This window comes from Pseudomonas sp. PS02303 (assembly GCF_029959925.1).
Lineage (GTDB): Bacteria > Pseudomonadota > Gammaproteobacteria > Pseudomonadales > Pseudomonadaceae > Aquipseudomonas > Aquipseudomonas mandelii.
Genome location: NZ_JASCOM010000085.1, coordinates 1 through 23,265, shown reverse-complemented (window position 1 = coordinate 23,265; position 23,265 = coordinate 1). Strand labels below are relative to the sequence as shown.

Annotated in this window: 22 protein-coding genes and 1 riboswitch; of the genes, 6 read left to right on the top strand and 16 right to left on the bottom strand. The window is 61.3% G+C overall.

Annotated features, from left to right (window positions below):
* Window positions 1–247 precede the first annotated feature (247 nt).
* Window positions 248–3,718: a hybrid sensor histidine kinase/response regulator gene (locus QMX98_RS18610; protein WP_077749800.1), complete on the top strand. Its 3,471-nt coding sequence runs from the start codon at window positions 248–250 to the stop codon at window positions 3,716–3,718.
* 137 nt (window positions 3,719–3,855) lie between these two features.
* Here QMX98_RS18610 and rmuC read toward each other — a convergent pair whose 3' ends face one another.
* Together rmuC and QMX98_RS18600 are read right to left on the bottom strand one after the other, a co-directional pair.
* Window positions 3,856–5,220, bottom strand: coding sequence for a DNA recombination protein RmuC (gene rmuC, locus QMX98_RS18605; protein ID WP_282411204.1), 1,365 nt, complete (start codon window positions 5,218–5,220; stop codon window positions 3,856–3,858).
* 175 nt (window positions 5,221–5,395) lie between these two features.
* Complete coding sequence (locus QMX98_RS18600) at window positions 5,396–5,719, bottom strand: sel1 repeat family protein (protein ID WP_077749798.1); 324 nt, start codon at window positions 5,717–5,719, stop codon at window positions 5,396–5,398.
* A gap of 940 nt (window positions 5,720–6,659) precedes the next feature.
* On the opposite strand from QMX98_RS18600, the gene QMX98_RS18595 reads away from it, so the two are divergent.
* The 3 genes from QMX98_RS18595 to QMX98_RS18585 all read left to right on the top strand — a co-directional run bounded on the left by QMX98_RS18595 (window position 6,660) and on the right by QMX98_RS18585 (window position 9,062).
* Window positions 6,660–6,884 (top strand): hypothetical protein, encoded by a 225-nt coding sequence (locus tag QMX98_RS18595; protein ID WP_008031832.1) that lies wholly within the window; start codon window positions 6,660–6,662, stop codon window positions 6,882–6,884.
* A gap of 277 nt (window positions 6,885–7,161) precedes the next feature.
* On the top strand, window positions 7,162–7,644 hold the full coding sequence (locus QMX98_RS18590) for a hypothetical protein (protein ID WP_010456766.1): 483 nt from the start codon (window positions 7,162–7,164) through the stop codon (window positions 7,642–7,644).
* Between the two features lie 146 nt (window positions 7,645–7,790).
* On the top strand, window positions 7,791–9,062 hold the full coding sequence (locus QMX98_RS18585; protein ID WP_282411203.1) for an outer membrane protein transport protein: 1,272 nt from the start codon (window positions 7,791–7,793) through the stop codon (window positions 9,060–9,062).
* 90 nt (window positions 9,063–9,152) lie between these two features.
* Here the strand turns inward: QMX98_RS18585 and QMX98_RS18580 are convergent, their stop codons facing one another.
* The 14 genes from QMX98_RS18580 to cobO all read right to left on the bottom strand — a co-directional run bounded on the left by QMX98_RS18580 (window position 9,153) and on the right by cobO (window position 20,749).
* The gene (locus QMX98_RS18580) at window positions 9,153–9,704 is read right to left on the bottom strand and encodes a redoxin domain-containing protein (protein ID WP_010456770.1); all 552 of its coding nucleotides are present in this window, start codon (window positions 9,702–9,704) and stop codon (window positions 9,153–9,155) included.
* A 54-nt stretch (window positions 9,705–9,758) separates the two neighbouring features.
* A complete protein-coding gene (locus tag QMX98_RS18575; protein ID WP_282411202.1) occupies window positions 9,759–9,881 on the bottom strand; it encodes a hypothetical protein in 123 nt (40 codons plus the stop codon).
* A complete protein-coding gene (locus QMX98_RS18570) occupies window positions 9,878–11,086 on the bottom strand; it encodes an MFS transporter (RefSeq protein ID WP_102595109.1) in 1,209 nt (402 codons plus the stop codon). Before QMX98_RS18570 ends, QMX98_RS18575 begins: the two co-directional genes overlap by 4 nt.
* A 52-nt stretch (window positions 11,087–11,138) precedes the next feature.
* Window positions 11,139–11,543 (bottom strand): MarR family transcriptional regulator, encoded by a 405-nt coding sequence (locus QMX98_RS18565; protein ID WP_010456776.1) that lies wholly within the window; start codon window positions 11,541–11,543, stop codon window positions 11,139–11,141.
* Between the two features lie 203 nt (window positions 11,544–11,746).
* Complete coding sequence (locus tag QMX98_RS18560; RefSeq protein WP_010456779.1) at window positions 11,747–12,478, bottom strand: adenosylcobinamide-GDP ribazoletransferase; 732 nt, start codon at window positions 12,476–12,478, stop codon at window positions 11,747–11,749.
* A gap of 2 nt (window positions 12,479–12,480) precedes the next feature.
* The gene (cobC, locus tag QMX98_RS18555) at window positions 12,481–13,056 is read right to left on the bottom strand and encodes an alpha-ribazole phosphatase family protein (RefSeq protein WP_282411201.1); all 576 of its coding nucleotides are present in this window, start codon (window positions 13,054–13,056) and stop codon (window positions 12,481–12,483) included.
* Window positions 13,053–14,108 carry a nicotinate-nucleotide--dimethylbenzimidazole phosphoribosyltransferase gene (gene cobT / locus QMX98_RS18550; RefSeq protein WP_102595113.1) on the bottom strand — a complete coding sequence of 352 codons (1,056 nt, stop codon included), beginning with the start codon at window positions 14,106–14,108 and terminating at the stop codon, window positions 13,053–13,055. Before cobT ends, cobC begins: the two co-directional genes overlap by 4 nt.
* Window positions 14,105–14,626, bottom strand: coding sequence for a bifunctional adenosylcobinamide kinase/adenosylcobinamide-phosphate guanylyltransferase (cobU, locus tag QMX98_RS18545; protein ID WP_010456782.1), 522 nt, complete (start codon window positions 14,624–14,626; stop codon window positions 14,105–14,107). Before cobU ends, cobT begins: the two co-directional genes overlap by 4 nt.
* A 118-nt stretch (window positions 14,627–14,744) precedes the next feature.
* Window positions 14,745–16,196, bottom strand: a complete 1,452-nt coding sequence (locus QMX98_RS18540) for a cobyric acid synthase (protein WP_282411200.1) — start codon at window positions 16,194–16,196, stop codon at window positions 14,745–14,747.
* Window positions 16,193–17,185 carry a threonine-phosphate decarboxylase CobD gene (gene cobD, locus QMX98_RS18535; RefSeq protein ID WP_083376019.1) on the bottom strand — a complete coding sequence of 331 codons (993 nt, stop codon included), beginning with the start codon at window positions 17,183–17,185 and terminating at the stop codon, window positions 16,193–16,195. The genes QMX98_RS18540 and cobD overlap by 4 nt, the downstream gene beginning before the upstream one ends.
* Entirely contained in the window at window positions 17,178–18,086 is a 909-nt protein-coding gene (cbiB, locus tag QMX98_RS18530) for an adenosylcobinamide-phosphate synthase CbiB (protein WP_282411199.1), read from the bottom strand. The genes cobD and cbiB overlap by 8 nt, the downstream gene beginning before the upstream one ends.
* Complete coding sequence (bluB, locus tag QMX98_RS18525) at window positions 18,083–18,733, bottom strand: 5,6-dimethylbenzimidazole synthase (protein ID WP_154912296.1); 651 nt, start codon at window positions 18,731–18,733, stop codon at window positions 18,083–18,085. Before bluB ends, cbiB begins: the two co-directional genes overlap by 4 nt.
* On the bottom strand, window positions 18,730–20,127 hold the full coding sequence (locus QMX98_RS18520) for a cobyrinate a,c-diamide synthase (RefSeq protein WP_282411198.1): 1,398 nt from the start codon (window positions 20,125–20,127) through the stop codon (window positions 18,730–18,732). The genes bluB and QMX98_RS18520 overlap by 4 nt, the downstream gene beginning before the upstream one ends.
* A gap of 10 nt (window positions 20,128–20,137) precedes the next feature.
* A complete protein-coding gene (cobO, locus tag QMX98_RS18515; RefSeq protein WP_010456792.1) occupies window positions 20,138–20,749 on the bottom strand; it encodes a cob(I)yrinic acid a,c-diamide adenosyltransferase in 612 nt (203 codons plus the stop codon).
* Window positions 20,750–20,828: 79 nt separating this feature from the next.
* Window positions 20,829–21,062, bottom strand: a riboswitch (cobalamin riboswitch).
* 155 nt (window positions 21,063–21,217) lie between these two features.
* Between cobO and QMX98_RS18510 the strand changes: the two genes are divergently transcribed.
* Together QMX98_RS18510 and QMX98_RS18505 are read left to right on the top strand one after the other, a co-directional pair.
* The gene (locus QMX98_RS18510; protein ID WP_077749786.1) at window positions 21,218–21,802 is read left to right on the top strand and encodes a hypothetical protein; all 585 of its coding nucleotides are present in this window, start codon (window positions 21,218–21,220) and stop codon (window positions 21,800–21,802) included.
* Between the two features lie 67 nt (window positions 21,803–21,869).
* Window positions 21,870–23,183, top strand: a complete 1,314-nt coding sequence (locus QMX98_RS18505) for a sorbosone dehydrogenase family protein (protein ID WP_282411197.1) — start codon at window positions 21,870–21,872, stop codon at window positions 23,181–23,183.
* The last annotated feature ends 82 nt before the right edge of the window (window positions 23,184–23,265 follow it).

Sequence of the window (23,265 nt, the reverse complement as noted above, 5' to 3'; positions counted from 1 at the left end):
TCTCACGCTCCTACAGGCTTTTTTGTCGTTCGCAGATTATGTAAACGACACATAACCTGTAGGAGCGTGAGATGCGGCGACCCGACTTGCCCGCGAAGAGGCCAGCACAAACACTAAAAATCCAACTGACAAACACCCTGCGACACCCCACCACGCCACGACCTTGGTCGACACTGACTATCCCCGGCCATCGTGCGAGACTGTCTGACCGGGCGGGAGTCCCGGGTGTCTTTTGTCGGGAGTTCCCATGTCGCTGTCCAGCGGGCTGATCGCCGCCGTCGCCCTGGCCTATATGGCCATCATGTTCGCCATCGCCTTTTACGGCGACCGTCGCAGCACACCGTTGCCGCCGCGAGTGCGCGCCTGGGTATACAGCCTGTCGCTGGCGGTCTATTGCACCAGCTGGACCTTCTTTGGCGCCGTCGGCCAGGCCGCCGAGCAACTCTGGTCATTCCTGCCAATTTACCTCGGGCCGATCCTGCTGCTGGTCTGCGCGCCGTGGGTCCTGCAAAAAATGGTGATGATCAGCAAGCAGGAGAACATCACCTCCATCGCCGACTTCATTGCCGCCCGCTATGGCAAATCCCAATCGCTGGCGGTGGTGGTGGCGCTGATCTGCCTGGTGGGCGTGTTGCCCTACATTGCGCTGCAACTCAAGGGCATCGTCCTCGGGGTGAACCTGCTGATCGGCGCCGGTGCCGACGCCATGGGCACCCGCGCCCAGGACACGGCGCTGATCGTGTCGCTGGTGCTGGCGCTGTTCACCATTGTCTTCGGTACCCGCAACCTCGACGCCACGGAACACCACCGTGGCATGGTGCTGGCGATTGCCTTTGAATCGCTGGTCAAGCTGTTCGCGTTTCTCGCGGTCGGCGCGTTCGTGACTTACGGCCTGTACGACGGATTCGACGACCTGTTCAACCAGGCCATGCTCGCCCCGCGCCTGGAGGCGTACTGGAAGGAAACCATTAACTGGCCGTCGATGGTGGTGCAGACCGGCGTGGCCATGATGGCGATCATCTGCCTGCCCCGGCAGTTCCACGTGACGGTGGTGGAAAACATCGACCCTCAGGATTTGCGCCTGGCGAAATGGGTGTTCCCTGCCTACCTGGCGCTGGCAGCGCTGTTTGTCGTGCCTATCGCCCTCGCCGGCCAGATGCTGCTGCCCAGCTCGGTCCTCCCGGACTCTTTCGTCATCAGCCTGCCACTGGCCCAAGCCCATCCGGCTCTGGCGATGCTGGCCTTTATCGGTGGCGCCTCGGCGGCGACCGGCATGGTGATTGTCGCCAGCGTGGCGCTGTCGACCATGGTTTCCAACGACATGTTGCTGCCGTGGCTGCTGCGCCGAAACAACGCCGAGCGACCGTTCGAAGTGTTCCGCCAGTGGATGCTGTCGGTGCGCCGGGTCAGCATCGTGGTGATTCTGTTGCTGGCTTACGTCAGTTATCGCCTGCTCGGCTCCACAGCGAGCCTGGCGACCATCGGCCAGATCGCCTTCGCCGCCGTGACCCAACTGGCCCCGGCCATGCTCGGCGCGCTGTACTGGAAACAGGCTAACCGCCGGGGCGTGTTCGCCGGTCTCGCCGCCGGGACATTCCTCTGGTTCTACACCCTGATTCTGCCGATCGCGGCCCACAGCCTCGGTTTGTCCTTGAACAGTTTCCCGGGGCTGGCCTGGTTGCACAGCAACCCGCTGAACCTGCCGCTCACCCCGCTGACCCAAGGCGTCGTACTGTCGCTGGCGGCCAACTTCACGCTGTTCGCCTGGGTGTCGGTGCTGTCACGCACGAGGGTGTCGGAGCACTGGCAGGCCGGTCGTTTCATCGGTCAGGAAATCAGCGCGCGCCCCAGCGCCCGCTCGATGCTCGCAGTGCAGATCGACGACTTGCTGCAACTGGCCGCACGCTTCGTCGGTGAAGAACGGGCGCGGCAGAGCTTCATCCGTTTTGCCTACCGCCAAGGCAAAGGCTTCAACCCGAACCAGAACGCCGACGGTGAATGGATCGCCCACACCGAACGCTTGCTGGCGGGTGTACTCGGCGCTTCTTCGACGCGAGCGGTAGTCAAGGCCGCCATCGAAGGTCGGGAAATGCAACTGGAGGATGTCGTGCGGATCGCCGACGAAGCCTCGGAAGTGTTGCAGTTCAACCGCGCCCTGTTGCAAGGCGCCATCGAAAACATCACTCAAGGCATCAGCGTGGTCGACCAGTCGCTGAAACTGGTGGCCTGGAACCGGCGTTATCTGGAACTGTTCAATTACCCCGACGGGCTGATCAGGCTTGGCCGCCCGATTGCCGACATCATTCGCTACAACGCCGAGCGCGGACTGTGCGGCCCCGGTGAAGCCGAAGTGCACGTCGCCCGCCGCCTGCACTGGATGCGTCAGGGCCGCGCCCACACCTCTGAAAGACTGTTTCCCAACGGGCGTGTGATCGAGCTGATCGGCAACCCGATGCCCGGCGGCGGTTTCGTCATGAGTTTCACGGACATCACCGCGTTCCGTGAGGCCGAGCAGGCGCTGACCGAAGCCAACGAAGGCCTGGAGCAGCGGGTCACCGCGCGAACCCACGAACTGTCCCAACTGAACGTGGCCTTGACCGAAGCCAAGGGCACCGCCGAATCGGCCAACCAGTCGAAAACCCGCTTTCTGGCGGCGGTCAGCCATGACTTGATGCAACCGCTGAATGCCGCACGCCTGTTCTCCGCCGCGCTTTCCCATCAAGAGGACGGTCTGTCCAGCGAGGCGCAGAAACTGGTGCATCACCTCGACAGCTCGTTGCGCTCGGCCGAGGACCTGATCAGCGATCTTCTGGATATTTCCCGCTTGGAGAACGGCAAGATCAATCCGGACCCCAAACCCTTCGTGCTCAACGAGTTGTTCGATGCGCTCGGTGCCGAGTTCAAGGCGCTGGCTCAGGAACAAGGGCTGAAATTCCGTGTTCGGGGCAGCACATTACGGATCGACAGCGACATCAAACTGCTGCGTCGGATCCTGCAGAATTTCCTGACCAATGCGTTTCGCTACGCCAAGGGGCCCGTGCTGCTCGGCGTCCGGCGGCGCAAGGGCGAGTTGTGCCTGGAGGTGTGGGACCGTGGACCGGGAATCCCTGAAGACAAGCAGCTAGTGATTTTCGAAGAATTCAAACGCCTCGACAGCCACCAGACGCGCGCCGAGAAAGGCCTGGGACTGGGGCTGGCGATTGCCGACGGGCTGTGTCGCGTTTTGGGTCACACTTTGCGTGTAAGGTCCTGGCCGGGGCGCGGCAGTGTGTTCAGCGTCAGCGTGCCGCTGGCGCGGGCTCAAGTCGTCGCGCCAACCCAGGTCAGCGAGCTCAATGGCCATGTGCTGAGCGGCGCGCAGGTGCTGTGTATCGATAACGAAGACAGCATCCTGATCGGCATGAACAGCCTGCTGACACGCTGGGGTTGCCAGGTCTGGACCGCACGCAACCGCGACGAATGTGCGGCGCTGCTGAAGGACGGTGTACGCCCGCAATTGGCGCTGGTGGATTACCACCTGGACCATGGCGAGACCGGGACCGAGTTGATGGCGTGGTTACGAACCCAACTGGGTGAGCCGGTGCCGGGAGTGGTGATCAGTGCCGATGGCCGGCCGGAGACGGTGGCCCAGGTGCATGCGGCGGGCCTGGAGTACTTGGCCAAACCGGTGAAACCGGCGGCGTTGCGGGCGTTGTTGAGCCGGCATTTGCCGCTGTAAGGGCAGGTTTTAATCCCGTAGTGATTGAACCGACGCCTTCGCGAGCAGGCTCGCTCCCACGGTGGATCGGTGTTGTTGCCTACATCGAGTGGACATACAAAACCCTGTGGAGGCGAGCCTGCTTGCGATGCTTTCAGCTATTCAGGCAACTCGGCCAAGCCATCGACGTCGGTCATCGCTCGCTCCAGCAGATCAGCCGGCATGCTCTTGCTGGCGCGCGCTCCCAGCAGCTTCAACTGCTCACTGCGACTGACCAGGTTGCCGCGCCCTTCTGTCAGCTTGTTGCGCGCAGAGCTGTAGGCCTTGTCCAGTTGCTGCAAGCGATTGCCGACTTCATCCAGGTCCTGGATGAACAACACGAACTTGTCGTACAGCCACCCGGCGCGCTCGGCAATTTCCCGGGCGTTCTGGCTCTGGCGCTCTTGCTTCCACAGGCTGTCGATGACCCGCAGGGTCGCCAGCAACGTGGTCGGACTGACGATGACGATGTTGCGGTCGAAGGCTTCCTGGAACAGCGTCGGCTCAGCCTGCAACGCAGCGGAGAACGCCGCTTCGATCGGCACGAAAAGCAAGACGAAATCCAGGCTGTGCAAGCCGTCGAGTCGCTTGTAATCCTTACCTGACAGGCCTTTGACGTGATTGCGCAGCGACAGCACGTGCTGCTTGATGGCGATCTGGCCGATAGCATCGTCGTCGGCTGACACGTATTGCTGATAGGCCGTGAGGCTGACCTTGGAATCGACCACCACCTGCTTGTCGCCCGGTAGATAAATGATCACGTCCGGCTGGAAACGCTCACCGTCCGGCCCCTTGAGAGTGACCTGAGTCTGGTACTCGCGACCCTTTTCCAGCCCGGCGTGTTCAAGCACGCGCTCGAGAATCAACTCGCCCCAGTTGCCTTGGGTTTTCTGCCCTTTCAACGCACGAGTGAGGTTGGTGGCTTCGTCGCTCAGGCGCAGGTTCAGTTGCTGCAGGCGTTCCAGCTCTTTGGCCAGGGAAAACCGTTCACGGGCCTCGGCCTGATAGCTTTCCTCAACGCGCTTTTCGAAAGACTGAATGCGTTCTTTCAAAGGATCGAGCAACTGGCCCAGGCGCTGCTGGCTGGTTTCGGCGAAACGCTGCTCGCGCTCGTCGAAGATCTTGCCCGCCAGTTCGGCGAATTGCGCTCGCAGCTCGTCACGCGAGCCTTGCAGGTCGTTGAGGCGTTGTTGATGGCTGTCCTGCTGCTCACGCAGCTCGGCCTGGAGCGAGGCCGCTTGAGAGTCCAGACGCCGCAGTTCGGCTTCTTTGCCGGCGCGCTCGATGTTCCAGGCGTGAGCCGCATCGCGGGCATCGTCGCGCTCTATCTGTAGCAGTTCGATTTCGCGGCGCATGGCGGCCAGCTCTGCCTGCTTGGCGGCGTTGGCCTGGCCAAGATCACCGATTTCATCGCGGCAGGCTTCGAGCTGAGCGTTCAAGCCGTCCTGCGCCAGTAGCGACATGGCCAGACGCTCTTCCAGCAAAGCCACCTCGGCTTGCCCCACGCTCGCCCGACGCTGGATTTGCCAGGCCAGTACCAGCAAGGGCAGTGCGGCACCCGCCAGACCCAGCAAAATGCTGGTCAAGTCCATAGCCATAGCGACTCCTGCCGATGAGATAAAGCTTGAAGGGTAACCAAGGCGTCAGGACTTGGACAGCTCAGTCTTCGACCAGGCCCAGTTCCTGTTGAGCACGCCGGTCCCCTGCCCGCGCCGCCTGGCGCAACAGATCCTGACCAATGCGGCGATCGCGGGCATTGCCGCATTCGCGGCACATCAGCTGGCCGAGACGACTTTGCGCGGCCACCACGCCTTCACGGGCAGGCTGTTTGAGCAAGCGTCCGGCGAAATGTTTGACGTTGGTGTTTTCACCCAGGCGCGGGCTATCGAGCAGCCACTCCGCCACGCGCATCGAAAAGCGTTTGGGAGGGGTAACACTGGGAGGTGTTGAGGTAGCAGAAACTGATACGGAGCGAAACTTCATAAAGCACTGTGGGGCAGATCGGAAGGCGCGCCACTCTACTCTTTTTTTCTTACAGGTAAAGCCTAAAAAAACCCGGCACGCCCGTCCTAGAGCAAGCGCTCGGGACAATCCACAGAAGCTGTGGATAACTCAGTGGACAACCGCCCTTGAACTCGCGCAAAGCCCTGTGGAATGGGGCTCGCAGTCAAACTGACGATTTTTTCACCAGTAAAAAAAAGCGATGTTTTTCATTGACTTAAATTTTCAATACAGGCACCCACTGGGGTCGTGGCGTGGATGACAGTCCGGTTACAGTCTGCGCAACTTATGTGCACAAGTACCTTCGCGGCAGTTATATCGATGCGTTTTATCGGAGCGTATTGGAGGCATTTTCTGGGGATAACCTTGGCAAACCCTTGGTCCAGGCGTTTGCCCGAGCGACGACCAATGGTCGGAAATGATCCCATTACCCAGCGTGTCAGCAGGGCATGGCAATTATTTTGCTTTAACGCTTCCCTTCGCCCATTCAATTCGTTACTATCCGCGGCGTTAGTACCAAGCTGAAAGTCAATTCTGGTCGAACAAATCCTCCCGGTCAGCCTTCCCAACGGAAGCCTCTACCGAACAAGCGGGATCGACCACCTCGATGGTTTCCAGGTAAACCTTGCGCCAACACTGCCTTTGAATCGAATGCAAAGGGTGTTGCGAAGCTCACTTACTCTGACCGAACCAGCCTGCAAATTGATCAGGATCTTCACCCCGGGCCCAGAACCTTTGCCCTTGATGTGTTGCCTGCCCTCCTAAGTACCTACCTGCCAGCCCAAGCGCGCCAATTATCAGCGCTTCAAACTGGCTGCTTTGTTCCAGTCGGGTTCTTCGTTCGACCAATGGTGGTCGTCGTCACTGGAACGTTTTAATTTTGCACGGCTCTTATCCGTGTCGCTTGTAGGAACACCCAATCATGACTACTCAAATCCACACTCAGGATGCAATTCGCACCCTAACCAACGCTTTTGCTCCAATGAACTGCCTGATCATGGCCGCTCGCAAAGGCTGCTTCAGCTTCACCCTGGTCAACGAACACGGCATCGCTCGTCACAGCGAACGCCTGTACCCCGATCAATACTCCAGCGCAGAACCGCTGCAGGCCGTGATCGAGCGTACCCGTCAGGCACTGGTTGCCTGATACGCCAGAAAGACTGAAAACCTCAAAAGCCCTGCTCAAAAAGCGGGGCTTTTTATTGCCCGATATTTCTCATTGCGCAGCCTTCGACTAAGTTCCAAACGATATAACGGTTATAACTCGAAGCCGGAAATATTTTAAAAACAGGCCTTTACAGCGCGAATATGACACTACACTTCAACTCAAGCGGCTTGATCCGCTTCCGGCGAGCCTGAGTCGATCCACCTGCTGCCAACGCTCCCTTCAGGTATCGCCGCCCATTTGATGTTTCGAGGGCTTTATGGGTATCGCTGCCAGCGAACTGTGCCGTTATGTGATCCGTCCGACATTGATTTACCTCGGGCGCCATAGCGCAACTGCCGAATCCCTTCTGCTGGGCATTGCCGCCAGCCAGTCAGCCCTTGGTTCCGCCCTGCATGACCGCCGTGGACACGGCCTGTACCGAATTGCCGAACCCCGCCACCAGGCTCTCTGGGATCACTACCTGGCGCTGGACCCGGAGCGCGCGAGCCTCGTGCGCGGCCTCGCCAGTCAGCATGCCTTTCTCAGCGGGCCTCATCTGGAATTGATCGTCAACCTGCGTTACGCCACTGCCATCGCCTGGCTGCTGGTAGAAGAACAGAACACTCCCCTCCCCGCCGCGGATGACTTGTTGGGTATGGCCCGAATCTGGCGCCAGACTTTTCAACCTCAAGGACGCCTGCGCGATTTCACCTACGCTTGGCAAACCTGTGTTTCACCCCTGAATCAGGTTGCCTGCTGATCCACCGATTTCCAAAGATCCCGCAACGGGACGCGAATCTGGTCGGATTGTCCTACAAAACCGCTCTAACTCAAGCGATACAGCCTATAGCGCTGGGACGAAAATGTTGGTAATTTTCGCCCCGGTGATCACCAGGAGTTCTAATAATGAAAAAAGTAATGCTCAAAACCACACTTAGCCTCGCTGTTACCTTGGCATCCACCCAGATTTTCGCAAGTGGCTTCGCCATCAACGAACAGAGCATCAGCGGGATGGGTACAGGTTTTGCCGGGCGATCTTCCTCTGCCGATGACGCAAGCACAATTTTTGGCAACCCTGCCGGCATGTCCCGCCTCAAGCGCGAACAAGTCACCGGCGGTGCTGCATTTCTCGACGCACACACTGACATCAGCCACGCCAGCTCAAGCCCGAACAGCGGCAGCAACGACGGCGACATGGTTCCGTTCATCGCCGTGCCTATGGGCTACTACGTCAAGCCAATCGACGACCACTGGGCTTTCGGTATCGGCATGTACGCGCCATTCGGCCTGGTGACCGACTACGAGAACGGCTTCGCCGGCCGTTACTTCGGCAGCAAAAGCGAAGTCAAGATCATCACCCTGCAACCGACTGTCAGCTACGCCTTCAACGACAAGGTCTCCATCGGTTTCGGCCCGACCATCAACCGCATCGACGGCACCCTGGAATCGAACCTGTCGATTACCCAGGCCGCACCGGACGGCAAGGTCAAGATCAAGGGTGATGACACCGCACTGGGCTACAACATCGGTGTTCTGGTGCAAGCCACCGACAGCACTCGCGTCGGCCTGACCTACCACTCGAAAGTGAAGTACAAGCTCGAGGGTGACACCAAGGTCAACTACAACGTCCTGGGCCTGGTCGGCCAGAACCCAAGCCAGAAGTACGACGCCTCGCTGGACCTGACCACGCCTGAATCGGTGGACTTCTCGGTGACTCATAAGCTGGACGACCAGTGGACACTGTACGCAGGCAGCACCTGGACGCGCTGGAGCCGCCTGAAAGAAATCACCGTCGATAACAAAGGTGTTCCGGCCATCCTGAACGGTCAGTTCGGGACCATCACCGAAGAACAGAACTGGCACGACACCTGGGCTCACGCCATCGGCGCGTCCTACCAGTTGAACAAGCAATGGGTATTGCGTACCGGTCTGTCCTTCGACCAGGCGCCGACCAACAACGTCGACCGTTCCCCACGCATCCCGACGGGCGATCGCAAGATTTTCAGCGTGGGCGCCGGCTGGAGCCCGACCGACGACCTGACCATCGACGTAGCGTACTCGTACCTGCGTGAAGAGTCGGTCAAGGTCACCAACAGCAACGACCGTGGCCAGAACTACAACGCCAAGTATGAAAACTATGCGAATGGTTTCGGCGTAGGCGCGACCTACCGCTTCTGATGAAGCCCGGCGAGCCTGAAACGCTCGCCGCCTGAATCAAAAAAGCCCCGCTCTCTTGTACAGAGGCGGGGCTTTTTCATGGGCGTTCAATCAGGGTTGCGAGGCCAGGGCTTTTTCCACCGCGGCAATGAACTCGGGATCGTCGGGCTTGGTCAGGCTGGAGAAATTGGCGATCACCTTGCCTTTGCGATCGACCACGTATTTGTAGAAATTCCACTTCGGCGCGCTGGTCTGTTTGGCGAGGACCTTGAACAGGTGAGTCGCGTCATCGCCGCGGACTTTCTGCGGCTCGGTCATGGTGAACGTCACCCCATAGTTCACGTAGCAGACCTTGGCGGTCTCAGCGCCGTCCTTGGACTCCTGCTTGAAGTCATTGGACGGAACGCCGATCACCTCCAGCCCCTGATCCTTGTAACGCTGATTCAGAGCCTCAAGGCTTTTGAACTGTGGGGCAAAGCCACAGAAGCTTGCGGTATTGACCACCACCAGCGGCTTACCCTCAAACCGCTGGCACAGGTCGATGGATTCCTTGGCGCGCAGCTTGGGCAACGAGCCCTGCAACAGCTCCGGGCACTCGGCCGCTTGTGCCAATCCGGTAAACGCCACCAGCAACGCGGGGACTGCAATCCAGCGCATCAGCATGTCGGTGCATCCTTATTAATGGTCACAAACGAAGTTACTCGCCCTCGCCTGTTCCTAGCAAGCGCCCATGCCCAACTGCATCAGCGCCAATCCGCCCTGATGCCAGCCCCACCAGGCCAAGGCCAGCAGCAAGGCACCGACAGCGACCACCGCCACTAGCGGCCAGAGACGGTTCATATCGCACTCAACCGGGTTTGCAGACGCGCCACCGGCTGCTCACGCACCGGCCAGTTCAGGGCGGCGGCCAACAGACTCAAGAGAATCGCTACTTGCCAGATCAAGTCATAGCTCCCGGTTCGGTCATACACCACGCCACCCAACCAGCCGCCGAGGAACGAACCGAGCTGGTGGAAGAGGAAAACAATCCCGCCGAGCATGGACAGGTTTCGCACGCCAAACAAGGTCGCCACGGTGCCGTTGGTCAATGGCACGGTCGACAACCACAGGAAGCCCATCGCCATGCCGAACAGGTACGCGGTAGTCGTGGTCACCGGCGCCCACAGAAACAGCGCAATCACCACCGCCCGCAGCAGGTACAGACCGGTGAGCAAGCGCGGCTTGGACATGCGACCGCCGAGCCATCCTGCGGTGTAGGTGCCGAAGATATTGAACAGCCCGATCAGCGCCAGCACCGTGGTGCCCACTGTGGCCGGAAGGTGCTGATCCACCAGATACGCCGGCAAATGCACGCCGATGAACACCACCTGGAAACCGCAGACAAAAAAGCCGAACGCCAACAGCCAGAACCCCGAATGGGAGCAGGCTTCCCGCAGCGCTTCAGAGAGGGTTTGTTCATGGCCGAGCACTGGCAGCGGTTTGTCCTTGAGCATGCTCACCAGCGGGATAATCAGCGCCACCAGCAGGCCCAGGACCAGCAATGCCGCGGACCAGCCCAGCCAGCCGATCAGCCCCAGCGTACCGGGCAACATGGCGAACTGACCGAAAGAGCCGGCAGCGCTGGCGAGGCCCATGCCCATACTGCGTTTCTCCGGGGGCACGGCGCGACCTACCACGCCAAGGATCACCGAGAACGAAGTGCCCGACAGGCCGATGCCGATCAACAGGCCCGCACTCAGGGACAACGTCACCGCCGAGTCGGACAAGCCCATGAACACCAGGCCCAACGCGTAGAGCACTCCGCCGACCAACACCACTTTCGCCGCGCCAAAGCGGTCGGCCAGCGCGCCGGTGAACGGCTGCGCCAGACCCCAGATCAGGTTTTGCAGGGCGATGGCAAAAGCGAACGTCTCACGCCCCCAGCCGAATTCGGCACTCATCGGTGCCAGGAACAGCCCGAAGCCGTGTCGCACGCCCAACGACAATGCCAGGATCAGCGCACTCCCCACCAACACCCAACCGCATGTACGCCACATCGAGGTCATTCTTATTCTCCGGTAGCGGGTATATACCCGCTTAAGATCGGAAAAACCGGCATCACGCCAGTTCGTCCAGCAGTCGCAACAAGGTTTCGCGTTTTTCGGCGCCCAGACGATCGACCAGCCGCTGCTGCGCCGCCTCCCACGCAGGCAAGGCCGCGGCCAGGCGAGCTGCGCCCGCCTCGGTCAGCCGGACAATGCGATTACGCATGTCCTCACCCTCGACCAGCGCCACCAGGCCCTCACCTTCCAGCACCCGAAGATTGCGCCCCAGGGTGCTGCGGTCCAGCCCCATGGCTTCGGCCAGGGTGGAAATACTCGGTTCATTCAGACGCTGCAGATTGCACAGCAAAGAATATTGGGCAACGTTGATCCCGAAGCCATCGAGAGCGCCGTCGTAATGCCTGCTGACGCCACGGGCGGCGCGACGCAGGTTGATGCATAAACATTGGGAATCGAGCATGGTGCGTGTATATACCCGCGAGTGTGTTAAATCAAGTTACAGATGGGTTCATTGATAAATATTCGAGGTGCTTGGTCGACCGCCTTCGCGAGCAGGCTCGCTCCCACAGTGGATCTTCAGTGGACGTTAAATTTATGTAAGACGCCATCAATGTGGGAGCGAGTCTGCTCGCGATGAGGCCGGCACATCCTGCCCACAAACCATCAGACCAACGCCCATCCCACCAGCACCACCATCTCCAGCAATTCCAGCATCGCCCCGGCCGTATCGCCCGTCGTCCCGCCCAATCGCCGCAGCATCACCTGCCGCAACCAAACGAACATCACCCCCGCCAGCACAAGCGCCCAGACACCACTGAACCCTGCGATCAGCACACACGCCAACGCGCTGACTGCCAGCACCCGCTTACCCGCCAAACGCGGCAAATGATCCGCCAGCGCCTGCCCCAACCCGCCGGCACGCACATACGGCGTGGTCAGGAACAATCCCAGCATCGCGCTGCGGCCAATCAGCGGAACGATCATCAGAAAAAGACTGTGCTGCTGCTCGATCAACGCCAGCAACGCGGCGAATTTGAGCAGCAACACCAACACCAGCGTCACCACCGCAATCGGTCCGCTGCGCGGGTCTTTCATGATGGTCAGCGTGCGCTCGCGGTCGCCGAAGCCCCCGAGCCACGCATCGGCGCTATCGGCCAGACCGTCGAGGTGCAACGCGCCGCTGAGCAATACCCAAGCGCTCAGCAGCAGCGCGGCGTGAAGCAACAAAGGCGTGCCCAGTAGCAGCCAGTTCAGTGCCCATAACAGCGCGCCGAACAGCAGCCCCACCAGCGGATAAAACAGCAGCGACCGACCCAGTTCCTGAGGCGCCGGCATGCCTGGCAGACGAATCGGCAAACTGCTGAGAAATTGCAGGGCGATCCAGAAGGGCAGCATGGTCAGATCGCTTCCTTGAGGAGGACGCCTGACTCGACGCTCAACGAAAACAGCGAGCCATGCCCGACCTCGACATTCAGCAACTGCTCACGGGGCAAACCACGTGCCTGAGCCAGCAACAAACGCATGACACCGCCATGACTGATCAGCAAGATCCGTTCACCCGCATACGCCGCGTGCAGACGCGCTACCGCCGCCAGCACCCGCGTTGAGAAATCCTCCACCGGCTCACCTCCCGGCGGCGTAAAGGCATACGGATCGGCCCAGAACAGCCCCAACCCCTCGGCGTCAGTCTCCATCAGCGCCGCCGCGCTCTGCCCTTCCCAGGCACCGAAATGCAGTTCTTGCAGATCCTTGTCCAGGTGCACAGGCAATTCCAACTGCGCACCGAGCTCATGCGCAAACCGCGCACATCGTTGCAGCGGCGAACTGATCAACCGATCCCATGGCCCTTGCTCGACCACCGCCGCGCGCATCTGCGCCCAGCCCTTGTCGGTCAGCGCATCGTCGAGGCTGCCGCGCAAACCGCCGCCCAGTTCGGTTTCCCCGTGGCGCAGAAGATCCAGTCGCAACGTCATGCCGGACGATCCGCCACCGCCGCTTCGGCGAAGGTTGCCATCTGCCCGTGAAGATCGCAGGCCAGACGCAGCAACGGCACGGCCAACGCGGCGCCACTGCCCTCGCCCAGACGCAGCCCCAGATCCAACAGCGGCTCGGCATTGAGGGTTTCCAGTACATGACGATGACCCGGCTCGGCACCGCGATGGCCGAACAACAGCCACTCGCGGCAGCCAGGGTTCAAGCGCACCGCCACCAACGCGGCGACGCTGCAGATAAAGCCGTCCACCAGCACCGCAACGCCCTCCTGGGCGCACGCCAGATACGCGCCGACCAGCGCCGCAATCTCAAAACCGCCGATATTGAACAGGGTTTGCAACGCATCACCGCGCTGAGCACCGTGTAATGCCAGGGCACGCTCGATGACTTGGGCTTTGTGGCTGACCCCCGCCGCGTTCAAACCGGTGCCCGGCCCGGCCAGATGCACCACCGGGCAATCGAGCAAGGCACAGGCCAGCGCGCTGGCCGCCGTGGTGTTGCCGATGCCCATCTCGCCGCCGATGAACAGCTGCGCGCCATTGGCGACCGCACGTTGCACGCTGTCGCGACCAGCCTGCAAGGCGAGTTCACCCTGGGTAGCCGTCATGGCCGGGCTTTCGACGAAATTGGCGGTGCCCGCGCCGATATTGAGGTGACGCACGCCTGGCAAATTCAACGACGGCGTTACCGTGCCGAGGTCGACCACTTCGAGGGAAGCCCCGAGCTGGCGCGCCAACACGCTGATCGCTGCACCGCCGCTGACGAAGTTGTGCAGCATCTGCCCGGTGACTTCCTGAGGGAACGCCGAAACGCCTTCTGCAACCACACCATGATCGCCGGCAAAAATGGCAATCCACAGCTGATCGAGACTCGGTTTGACCTGCCCTTGCAGCCCCGCCATTTGCACGGCCACCGATTCCAGTCGGCCAAGGGAGCCAGCGGGTTTGGTCAGTTGCTGTTGACGTGCCTGCGCCTGCTCGACGGCTTGCGCGTCGATCGGCTTGCACGGGTTCAGCCACCAGGATTGAGTCATAACGCGGTTCCTTTCAAAGTCAGGGGCAGGCCGGCGACGGTCAGGACGACTCGTTGGCAGCGCTCGGCCAAGGCTTGATGCAGCCAACCGGCTTCATCGACATAGCGGCGAGTCAATTCGCCCAGCGGCACGACACCCATTCCGGTCTCGTTGCTGACAAAAATGATTTCACCCGGCAAGGAGGCCAGGCAGTCCAACAGGGCTTCGCGTTCAGCGTCGAGACGTTTGGCGTCGTCGAGCATCAGCAGATTGGTCATCCACAGGGTCAGGCAATCCACCAGCAGGCAACGCTCGGCGCGGGCGCTTTCGCGCAATACGCGGGCGAGTTCGATTGGCTCTTCGATCAACGCCCATTCGGCTGGACGACGGGCCCGATGATGGGCGACCCGTTCGTTCATTTCACCGTCCAGCGGTTGGCTGGTGGCGATGTAAGTCACTTGGAGGTGACTGTCTAACGCAAGTTTTTCAGCCAGTCGGCTTTTGCCGGAGCGGGCGCCGCCGAGGATCAGTTGCAGCATGGTTCATTCCTTAAATATGCGGTGTAGCTGCTGGCCTATTCGCGGACAAGCCTCGCTCCTTCGGGGCTGAGCCGCTCTTGACCTTGTAGGAGCGAGGCTTACCCGCGAAAGCGTCCTCTCAAAAACCGCAGAGCTCACGCAACAACGCGGTATCCAAATGCTTCTCCACCAGATCCGCCAACCGTTCGATATCCCGCTCGCGCAACCCGTGGTAATCCACGTCCTGCACCTCCTGCAAACCCGCCCAGCGCAGCAGCGCACTGCACGCCGCCGGGGATTCAAACAGGCCATGCAAGTAGGTGCCGAAAATCTGCCCGTCAACACTTTGCGCGCCATCGCAGCGACCATCGTCCAGCTGCACCGCAGCGTTTTCCAGCGCTGGCCCGGTGGTCACCCCGGCATGGATTTCATAGCCACTGACCTGCGCATCCTCCAGCGCCAGACGACCGCGCACATTGCGCAATTGCTTCTCTTCTTCGAGCTGTGTTTCGAACGCCAGCAAGCCCAGGCCAGCACTGGAACCCGGCGCGCCTTCGAGGCCCAGCGGATCGTGCACCTGCTCACCGAGCATTTGCAGACCGCCGCAAATCCCCAGCACTTTTCCGCCATAACGAAGATGGCGATTGATGGCCGTGTCCCAACCATTGGCCCGCAGGTAAGCAAGATCACTGCGCACACTTTTCGAGCCGGGAAGAATGATCAGATCAGCCGGCGGGATTGCCTGGCCGGGGCCGATGAATTGCAGGTCGACTTGCGGATGCAGGCGCAGCGGATCGAAATCGGTGTGGTTGCTGATGCGCGGCAGCACCGGCACCAGCACTTTGAGCACGCGTTCAGCCTTGTCGGCCTGGCGCTGATCGATGCCGTCCTCGGCTTCCAGGTGCAAATCCATCACATACGGCAGCACGCCGATCACCGGTTTGCCGGTGCGCGCTTCCAGCCAATCGAGGCCGGGTTGCAGCAAGGCGAGGTCACCGCGAAAACGGTTGATGATGAAGCCTTTGACCCGCGCCTGCTCGTTCGGCGACAGCAGTTCCAGCGTGCCCACCAGATGCGCGAACACCCCGCCGCGATTGATGTCGGCGATCAACACCACCGGACAATCCACCGCTTCGGCAAAGCCCATGTTGGCAATGTCGCCGGCACGCAGATTGATCTCGGCCGGCGAGCCCGCGCCTTCGACCATGACCACCGGATACGCCGCGCTCAATCGTTCATGGGAAGCCAGTACGGCTTGCATGGCGATGGCTTTGTAGTCGTGATAGGCGACCGCGTTCATGGTCGTGACCGCGCGACCATGGATGATGACCTGGGCGCCGGTGTCGCTGTTGGGCTTGAGCAGCACCGGATTCATGTCAGTGTGCGGTTCCAGGTTGGCCGCCTGGGCCTGCACCGCCTGGGCGCGGCCGATCTCGCCGCCGTCGGCGGTCACGGCACTGTTGAGGGCCATGTTCTGCGGTTTGAACGGCACGACGCGCACGCCCTGACGCGTGACCCAGCGACACAACGCCGTCACCAGCGTGCTTTTACCGGCGTCGGAGGTGGTGCCCTGCACCATCAATGTTGTCATTGGGCTTCCTTTACGAAGGCTTGAAGCGCTTGCTCAAGACGCAGCCAATCGGCTTCATCCGCCGGCAAGCCGAAACGCACGCTGCTGTTGTGGGCGAACAGCCGCAGCAAGATGCCGCGCCTGGCCATGAACTCGTGAAGCGCTTCGGCATGCTCGATCATCAGCCATTGAAACAAGGCGCAGCCACCCTGCGGCTGCAAACCATACTGCCCAAGCAAAAGTGCCAGGCGTTTGCCGGCCTCTTCGCTGCGCGCGCGCTGCCTTGCATGGCCTTCGGTGTCCAGCAAACAGGCTTGGCCCAACACGCGTGTCGGCCCGCTGACCGCCCACGGGCCCACCTGCTCTGCGAGCAGTTTGAGCAGCTTGCGCTCAGCCAGCACAAAGCCCAATCGCACACCCGCCAGGCCAAAAAACTTGCCGAAGGAACGTAGCACGATCAGGCCGACCTGATGGGCAAACGGCGCGAGGCTCAACGCCGGCGTGTTATCCATGAACGCTTCGTCCACCACCAGCCAGCCGCCGCGCGAGGCCAGTCGGGCATGCCAGTCGAGCAAGCGACTCGGGCTCAGGCTCAAACCTGTCGGGTTGTTCGGGTTGACCACCACCAGCACGTCGAGGCTGTCGATATAGAAGTCGACTTCCTGCTCCAGCACCTCGCGCACGATGTAACCATTGCTGCGCCAAGCGTGCGCGTGTTCGGCGTAACACGGCGACAGCACGCCGACCTTACCGGCCCGACGCAAACGCGGCAGTAACTGGATGGCCATTTGCGAACCGGCCACCGGCAGCACCTGTCCGGTGCCGTAATAATCGCAAGCAGCCTGCTCCAGACCATCATCGGTTTCCGGCAAGCGCGCCCAGGCGCGCAACGGAATGTCCGGGATCGGGAATGGCCACGGCGCGAGGCCGCTGGACAGGTCCAGCCAGTCAGCTTCGGCAATGCCGTATTCGAGCGCGGCCTTGCGCAAGCGACCTCCGTGCTCAAGCATAGAATTCAGCTCCCACGCAGAGAATCAGCAGCCATAACCATACCCCGCGCTGAACCAATTGCCAGCCACGGTCGATGGAATCGGCATCCGCCGGCACGCCTTCGCCCAGTTGCGGGCGCTGATGCAACACACCGTGATAGATCGCCGCCCCGCCCAACTCGACGCCGAGCGCACCGGCACCGGCCGCCATGACGGGCCCGGCGTTGGGGCTGTCCCAGGTCGGGCCCTGGGTGCGCCAGCATTTCAAGGCCAGCCGGGTTTTGCCCAGCAGCGCGTAGGTCAACGCCACCAGGCGTGCAGGCAGGTAGTTGAGGACATCGTCGATCTTCGCCGCCGCCCAACCGAAACGTTCGAAGCGTTCGTTGCGGTAACCCCACATGGCATCGAGGGTGTTACTCAAGCGATAGAGCACCACGCCGGGCGCACCGGCCACGGCAAACCAGAACAGCGCAGCAAATACTGCGTCGCTGCCGTTCTCCAGGACAGATTCAGTGGCGGCACGGGCCACTTCGGTTTGATCCAGTTCACTGGTCTGACGGCTGACCAAATAACCCACGCGCTTGCGGGCTTCGTCCAGATCATCGCTGCGCAAAGCCTTGGCCACCGGCTCGACGTGCTCACCGAGGCTACGCATGCCGAGGGCGCAATAGAGCGCGAGAATCTCGACAATCCAGCCCACATACGGCGCCCAGGAAAAAGCCGTGGCGAGCAAGGTCAGCGGCACGACCGCGATCACCCAAGCGGTGACGCCATGGCTGCGCCAGCCACGCCCTTCACCGTTGAAACGTTGCTCGATGCGGTCGGCAAAACGGCCGAACGCCACCAGCGGATGCCAGCGTTTGGGTTCACCCAGCAGCGCGTCCAGCGCAACCGCGGCGACACTCAATAACGCCACACTCATTGACTCACTCCCCAATAATTTTCATACAGCAACTCACTGAGCGGACGCGCCTGCGCCCACCCTTCGAGTACCAGCATCGGCGCCGCATAGAATTCCTTGACCGGGCCGAGGCAAAGAACCGCCAAAGGCTTGGCCCCGGGTGGCAAACCCAGCAGGTCCGCCAGCGCTTGCGGTTCGAACAGCGACACCCAGCCCAAGCCCAGACCTTCGGCGCGGGAGGCCAGCCAGAGGTTCTGGATCGCGCAGGACAGCGAGGCCATGTCCATTTCCGGCAAGGTGCGACGACCGAAGATGTGGCGCTCGCGATCGTCCATGAGCGCGGCGACCAACACCTCGGCGCAGTCGTTGATGCCTTCGACCTTGAGCTTCATGAATTCGTCAGTGCGCTCGCCGAGGGCTTCGGCGGTGCGGATGCGTTCTTCTTCCACCAGTCGCTGGATGTTGCCTCGCAGGGCCCGGTCGCTGATGCGGATGAAGCGCCAGGGCTGCATCAGGCCGACGCTCGGGGCCTGGTGGGCGGCTTCGAGCAGACGCCGCAACAACTCGGGCTCGACGGTGCCGCCGCTGAAGTGGCGCATGTCGCGACGTTCGGCGATGGCTCGGTAGACCGCTTCGCGTTCGGCTTCGGAGAATGCGTTGTCGGTCATGGCCTCTTCGCGAGCAGGCTCGCTCCCACAGGGGTTGGGTGACCCATTGTAGGAGCGACGGTGCGACGATTCGGCCTGCTCGCGAAGGCGGCATCAAGGTCAGGCGCAAAAAGCGCGGCGACTGCGGTGGGATTGGACGGAAAATAAAAATGCACATAAGAGGCGGTCATCCGCCCCTCACGGTAAACCGCCTCCGCCCCACGCCCGCCGTTCGGACTGAGTCCACGGGCAATCGGCTCAAGTTCGGTGCTGGTCAACGAATGGTGATAGGTGTGCCCACGCAGTGAACCTTCCGGCAACTCAACCGCTTGCAACGCCAGCGCGGCCAGACGCTTTTGCATCACCGCATCACCTTTGAGCAAGCCCACCAGTTCGGCGCGAGCTCCCTCGACATCAGTCAACGAATCGAGCAGGTACAACATCCCGCCGCACTCGGCCAGCAACGGTTTGCCGGCTGCATGATGGGCGCGGATCGCGTCGAGCATCGAGGTGTTCTGTGACAGCGCCACATGGTGCAGTTCCGGATAACCGCCCGGCAGATAAAGGCTGTCAGCTTCCGGTAGATCAGCATCGCGGATCGGCGAGAAGAACAGCAGCTCGGCGCCCATGGCCCGCAGCAAGTCCAGGCTCGCGCCGTAGGTGAAGGCAAACGCTTCATCACGGGCCACGGCAATTCGGATGCCTTTAAGCAAAGGGTCGGCGGCGATCACGTCGGGCCCGGCGAACTCCACGGCAGGCGGCAGCGTCACATCGCAACTGCTGGCCAGCGATTCGGCCGCCGCATCGAGGCGCAGGTCCAGATCATTCAACTCGCTGGCCTGGACCAGACCGAGGTGCCGACTGGGCAATTCGATCGCGGTTTCCCGCGACAAGGCGCCGTACCAGCGCAAGCCTTCCGTCAGGCTGCCTTCGAGCAATTGCGCATGACGCAGCGTGCCCACGCGGTTGGCCAGTACACCGGCAAACGGCAAGTCCGGCTGATACTTCGCCAGCCCCAACGCCAACGCACCAAAGGTCTGCGCCATCGCCGTGCCGTCGATCACGCCGAGCACCGGCACACCGAAGTGCCGCGCCAGGTCGGCGCTGGACGGCGTGCCGTCGAACAGGCCCATGACGCCTTCTATCAGGATCAGGTCGGCTTCCCCGGCCGCTTCCCATAACAGACGACGACTTTCCTGCTCGCCGACCATCCACATGTCCAGTTGATACACCGGCGCACCGCTGGCGCGTTCGAGAATCATCGGGTCGAGAAAGTCCGGGCCACATTTGAACACGCGGACCTTGCGCCCCTGATTGCGGTGCAAACGGGCCAGCGCGGCGGTGACGGTGGTCTTGCCCTGACCGGAGGCCGGCGCGGCAATCAATACCGCCGGGCAATGACGATGGCTATTCATAAAGTGCGGCTCACAACTCGACGCCTTTTTGCGCTTTGATGCCGGCCTGAAACGCGTGCTTGATCACGCCCATTTCGGTGACTGTGTCGGCCAGTTCGATCATCTCTGGCTTGGCGCCGCGACCGGTGACCACCACGTGTTGCATCGGCGGACGCGCCTGCAAATCACTGAGTACCTGATCGAGGTCGAGGTAGCCGTGCTTGAGGGCGATGTTCAACTCATCCAGCACCACCAGACCGATCGACGGGTCACGCAGCAGTTCCTGGGACACCGCCCATGCGGCCTCGGCGGCGGCGATGTCACGCTGGCGGTCCTGGGTTTCCCAAGTGAAGCCCTCGCCCATCACATGAAAACGCACCTGCTCCGGGAAACGGCGGAAGAACAGCTCTTCGCCGGTGCTGTTACGGCCCTTGATGAACTGCACCACGCCGCACTGCATGCCGTGGCCCATGGACCGGGCGAGCATGCCGAAGGCCGAGCTGCTCTTGCCTTTGCCGTTGCCGGTCAGCACCAGCAGCAGGCCGCACTCGTTCGGGGAGTTGGCGATGCGTTCGTCGATCACCGCTTTTTTGCGCTGCATGCGCGCCAGGTGGCGTTCGTCACGATCAGGGGAATCAGTCATGGGGAGCTCTCCGTTGAGGCTGGATAACGGCGGGCAGGCACAAGAATAGACGGCAAGAAGCCTGGCATCGCCCACCGTGATGCCGTTGGATGAATCAGGCCGGTCTCCGGGCTCATGAGCGGCTTGCGCCTGACTGCGCGCCTTCCCATATCGACAGTCGACACAGTGGCTCAAGACGCAGTCTTTACTCATTTACCGTTGCGGGGGCAGCGCCGGGATCATGACTCTTCGTCGCTTGAAGAGAGTCACTCACCGGCTTCCCTGTTTCACTCTGTCGGCGTCGCCACAGAGCACCTGAAACAAGCCGCGAAGGTTAGAGGGTTGGGGGGGGAGCGTCAATTGAAGACAGGGCACGGATTCTCGATAGACTGCCGTCCATCAATAACCTGACGTCAATCTTGCGCCATACTGCCAGCAGTGATATCAAAGCGCCATAAATCCAACAACACAATTACAAGGGCGAGCGACATGCAAGGCATGATCATCAGTAATCCGAAGCTGGAATTCCTGCGACCGGTGCTGGAACGCTGGTTTGACTGTATCGACCGCTTTAACGCCGTGCGCGGCGATAACGACACGCCTTATTGGTACGACGAGAAAGCCAACCTTGGCCTGCTCTGCGCCGCAGCCTGGATGGCGGAAATGGTCACGCTGCAACAAACGCCGACCCGTAAACAGAACGAAGAAGGCGAACGCAACAGCCGCGCCGACCTGTTTATCGCCACCGCCGAAGAACGCGCCTACCTTCAGGCCACTCAACGCTGGCCGAAGGTCAACAGCCTGAACCTGAGCCAGGCGCTGCAGGACATCACCAGCGACGCCAAACGCATCAGCTACGCCAGCGACCTGAAACTCGGCTGCCTGTTCGTTGCGCCACAAAAGGCCCAACAGAGCGCGACCCCGGAAGAACTCCAGGACATGGTCGACGACCTGCAAAAGGAACACAGCTGCGCCGTGGCCTGGTATTTCCCGTACGCCTATCGCAAGTTGCGCAACGAAGCCGGTCACTATCACCCCGGCATCGCCGTGCTGCTCAAGGAAGCCCGCGGCTGACCGGTTGAACCATCGCGCGTCTAAGCTTCTCTATGACTAAGTCAATGCATTCATAGGGAAGTCCAGCATGCGCAAGCCTCAGCTCGTTCTCGTCATCGCGCTCGCCGGAGGGCTCGCCGCCTGTGGTGAAACCTCCAGCCTGCAAGTCTCCGACGGCACCGGCCCGTCACCCAAGCTGCCCGAGCCGAACAAGACCCTGATCCCGACGGTGAATATCGCCCCGGCGATCGGCTGGCCGGAGGGTGCAAAACCCACCGCTGCGGCAGGCACTCAGGTAGCGGCATTTGCCGAAGGGCTCGATCACCCGCGCTGGCTCTACGTGCTGCCCAACGGCGATGTATTGGTGGCGGAAACCAATGCCCCTCCCAAACCCGATGACGGCAAAGGCATTCGCGGCTGGGTGATGGGCAAAGTCATGGGCCGTGCCGGCGCCGGCGTCCCTAGCCCCAACCGCATCACGCTGCTGCGGGACAAGGACCACGACGGCATCGCCGAAACCCGCACGGTGTTCCTGGAAAACCTCAATTCGCCCTTCGGCATGACCCTGGTCGGCAATGACCTGTACGTCGCCGATACCGACCGCTTGCTGCGCTTTCATTATGAAAATGGCGACACCACAATCAAGTCGCAGCCGATCAAGGTGGTCGATCTGCCGGGCGGCACGCTGAATCACCACTGGACCAAAAACGTCATCGCCAGCAAGGACGGGAGCAAGCTGTACGTCACCGTCGGCTCCAACAGCAACGTCGGCGAAAACGGCCTGGATCAGGAGGAAGGTCGTGCGGCGATCTGGGAAGTGGATCGCGCCACCGGCAATCACCGGATCTTCGCCTCGGGGATTCGTAATCCGAACGGCCTGGCCTGGGAACCTCAGACCGGCGCCCTGTGGACGGCGGTCAATGAGCGCGACGAAATCGGCAGCGACCTGGTGCCGGACTACATCACGTCAGTGAAGGACGGCGGGTTCTATGGCTGGCCCTTCAGCTACTACGGCCAGCACGTCGATATCCGCGTCGAGCCGCAAAACCCAGATCTGGTGGCCAAGGCCATTGCCCCGGATTATGCGGTCGGCCCACATACCGCATCGCTGGGCCTGTCGTTTGCCGAGGGCAACACACTTCCCGCGCAATTCAAGGAAGGCGCCTTCATCGGCCAGCACGGCTCCTGGAATCGCAAGCCGCACAGTGGCTATAAAGTGATTTTCGTCCCGTTCGCGGGTGGCAAGCCGACCGGCCAACCGGTTGATGTACTGACAGGCTTCCTCAACGAAGATGAAAAAGCCATGGGTCGGCCCGTAGGCGTGGTGATTGATCAGCAGGGCGCTTTGCTGGTGGCCGATGATGTGGGAAACAAGGTGTGGCGCGTTTCGGCCGCTAAATAGCCACCGTGTAGGAGCGAGGCTTGCCCGCGAAGGCTGTAGGACAGGCAACATCAATGTTGGATGTGCCGACGCCTTCGCGGGC

Bases quoted from the DNA above. Each gene is read 5' to 3' on its own strand.
- QMX98_RS18560 (WP_010456779.1), bottom strand. From the start codon at position 12,478: ATGCTGCCCTTCTGGATCGCCCTGCAATTTCTCAGCAGTTTGCCGATT.
- QMX98_RS18565 (WP_010456776.1), bottom strand. From the start codon at position 11,543: ATGCTCGATTCCCAATGTTTATGCATCAACCTGCGTCGCGCCGCCCGT.
- cobT (WP_102595113.1), bottom strand. From the start codon at position 14,108: ATGACTCAATCCTGGTGGCTGAACCCGTGCAAGCCGATCGACGCGCAA.
- QMX98_RS18575 (WP_282411202.1), bottom strand. From the start codon at position 9,881: ATGAACCGTCTCTGGCCGCTAGTGGCGGTGGTCGCTGTCGGTGCCTTG.
- QMX98_RS18590 (WP_010456766.1), top strand. From the start codon at position 7,162: ATGGGTATCGCTGCCAGCGAACTGTGCCGTTATGTGATCCGTCCGACA.
- QMX98_RS18505 (WP_282411197.1), top strand. From the start codon at position 21,870: ATGCGCAAGCCTCAGCTCGTTCTCGTCATCGCGCTCGCCGGAGGGCTC.
- cbiB (WP_282411199.1), bottom strand. From the start codon at position 18,086: ATGAGTGTGGCGTTATTGAGTGTCGCCGCGGTTGCGCTGGACGCGCTG.
- bluB (WP_154912296.1), bottom strand. From the start codon at position 18,733: ATGACCGACAACGCATTCTCCGAAGCCGAACGCGAAGCGGTCTACCGA.
- QMX98_RS18580 (WP_010456770.1), bottom strand. From the start codon at position 9,704: ATGCTGATGCGCTGGATTGCAGTCCCCGCGTTGCTGGTGGCGTTTACC.
- cobD (WP_083376019.1), bottom strand. From the start codon at position 17,185: ATGCTTGAGCACGGAGGTCGCTTGCGCAAGGCCGCGCTCGAATACGGC.
- QMX98_RS18600 (WP_077749798.1), bottom strand. From the start codon at position 5,719: ATGAAGTTTCGCTCCGTATCAGTTTCTGCTACCTCAACACCTCCCAGT.
- QMX98_RS18570 (WP_102595109.1), bottom strand. From the start codon at position 11,086: ATGACCTCGATGTGGCGTACATGCGGTTGGGTGTTGGTGGGGAGTGCG.
- cobU (WP_010456782.1), bottom strand. From the start codon at position 14,626: ATGCTGCAACTGATCCTCGGCGGCGCCCGCTCCGGCAAAAGCCGACTG.
- QMX98_RS18510 (WP_077749786.1), top strand. From the start codon at position 21,218: ATGCAAGGCATGATCATCAGTAATCCGAAGCTGGAATTCCTGCGACCG.
- QMX98_RS18585 (WP_282411203.1), top strand. From the start codon at position 7,791: ATGAAAAAAGTAATGCTCAAAACCACACTTAGCCTCGCTGTTACCTTG.
- QMX98_RS18520 (WP_282411198.1), bottom strand. From the start codon at position 20,127: ATGAATAGCCATCGTCATTGCCCGGCGGTATTGATTGCCGCGCCGGCC.
- QMX98_RS18540 (WP_282411200.1), bottom strand. From the start codon at position 16,196: ATGACAACATTGATGGTGCAGGGCACCACCTCCGACGCCGGTAAAAGC.
- cobC (WP_282411201.1), bottom strand. From the start codon at position 13,056: ATGACGTTGCGACTGGATCTTCTGCGCCACGGGGAAACCGAACTGGGC.
- cobO (WP_010456792.1), bottom strand. From the start codon at position 20,749: ATGACTGATTCCCCTGATCGTGACGAACGCCACCTGGCGCGCATGCAG.
- QMX98_RS18595 (WP_008031832.1), top strand. From the start codon at position 6,660: ATGACTACTCAAATCCACACTCAGGATGCAATTCGCACCCTAACCAAC.
- QMX98_RS18610 (WP_077749800.1), top strand. From the start codon at position 248: ATGTCGCTGTCCAGCGGGCTGATCGCCGCCGTCGCCCTGGCCTATATG.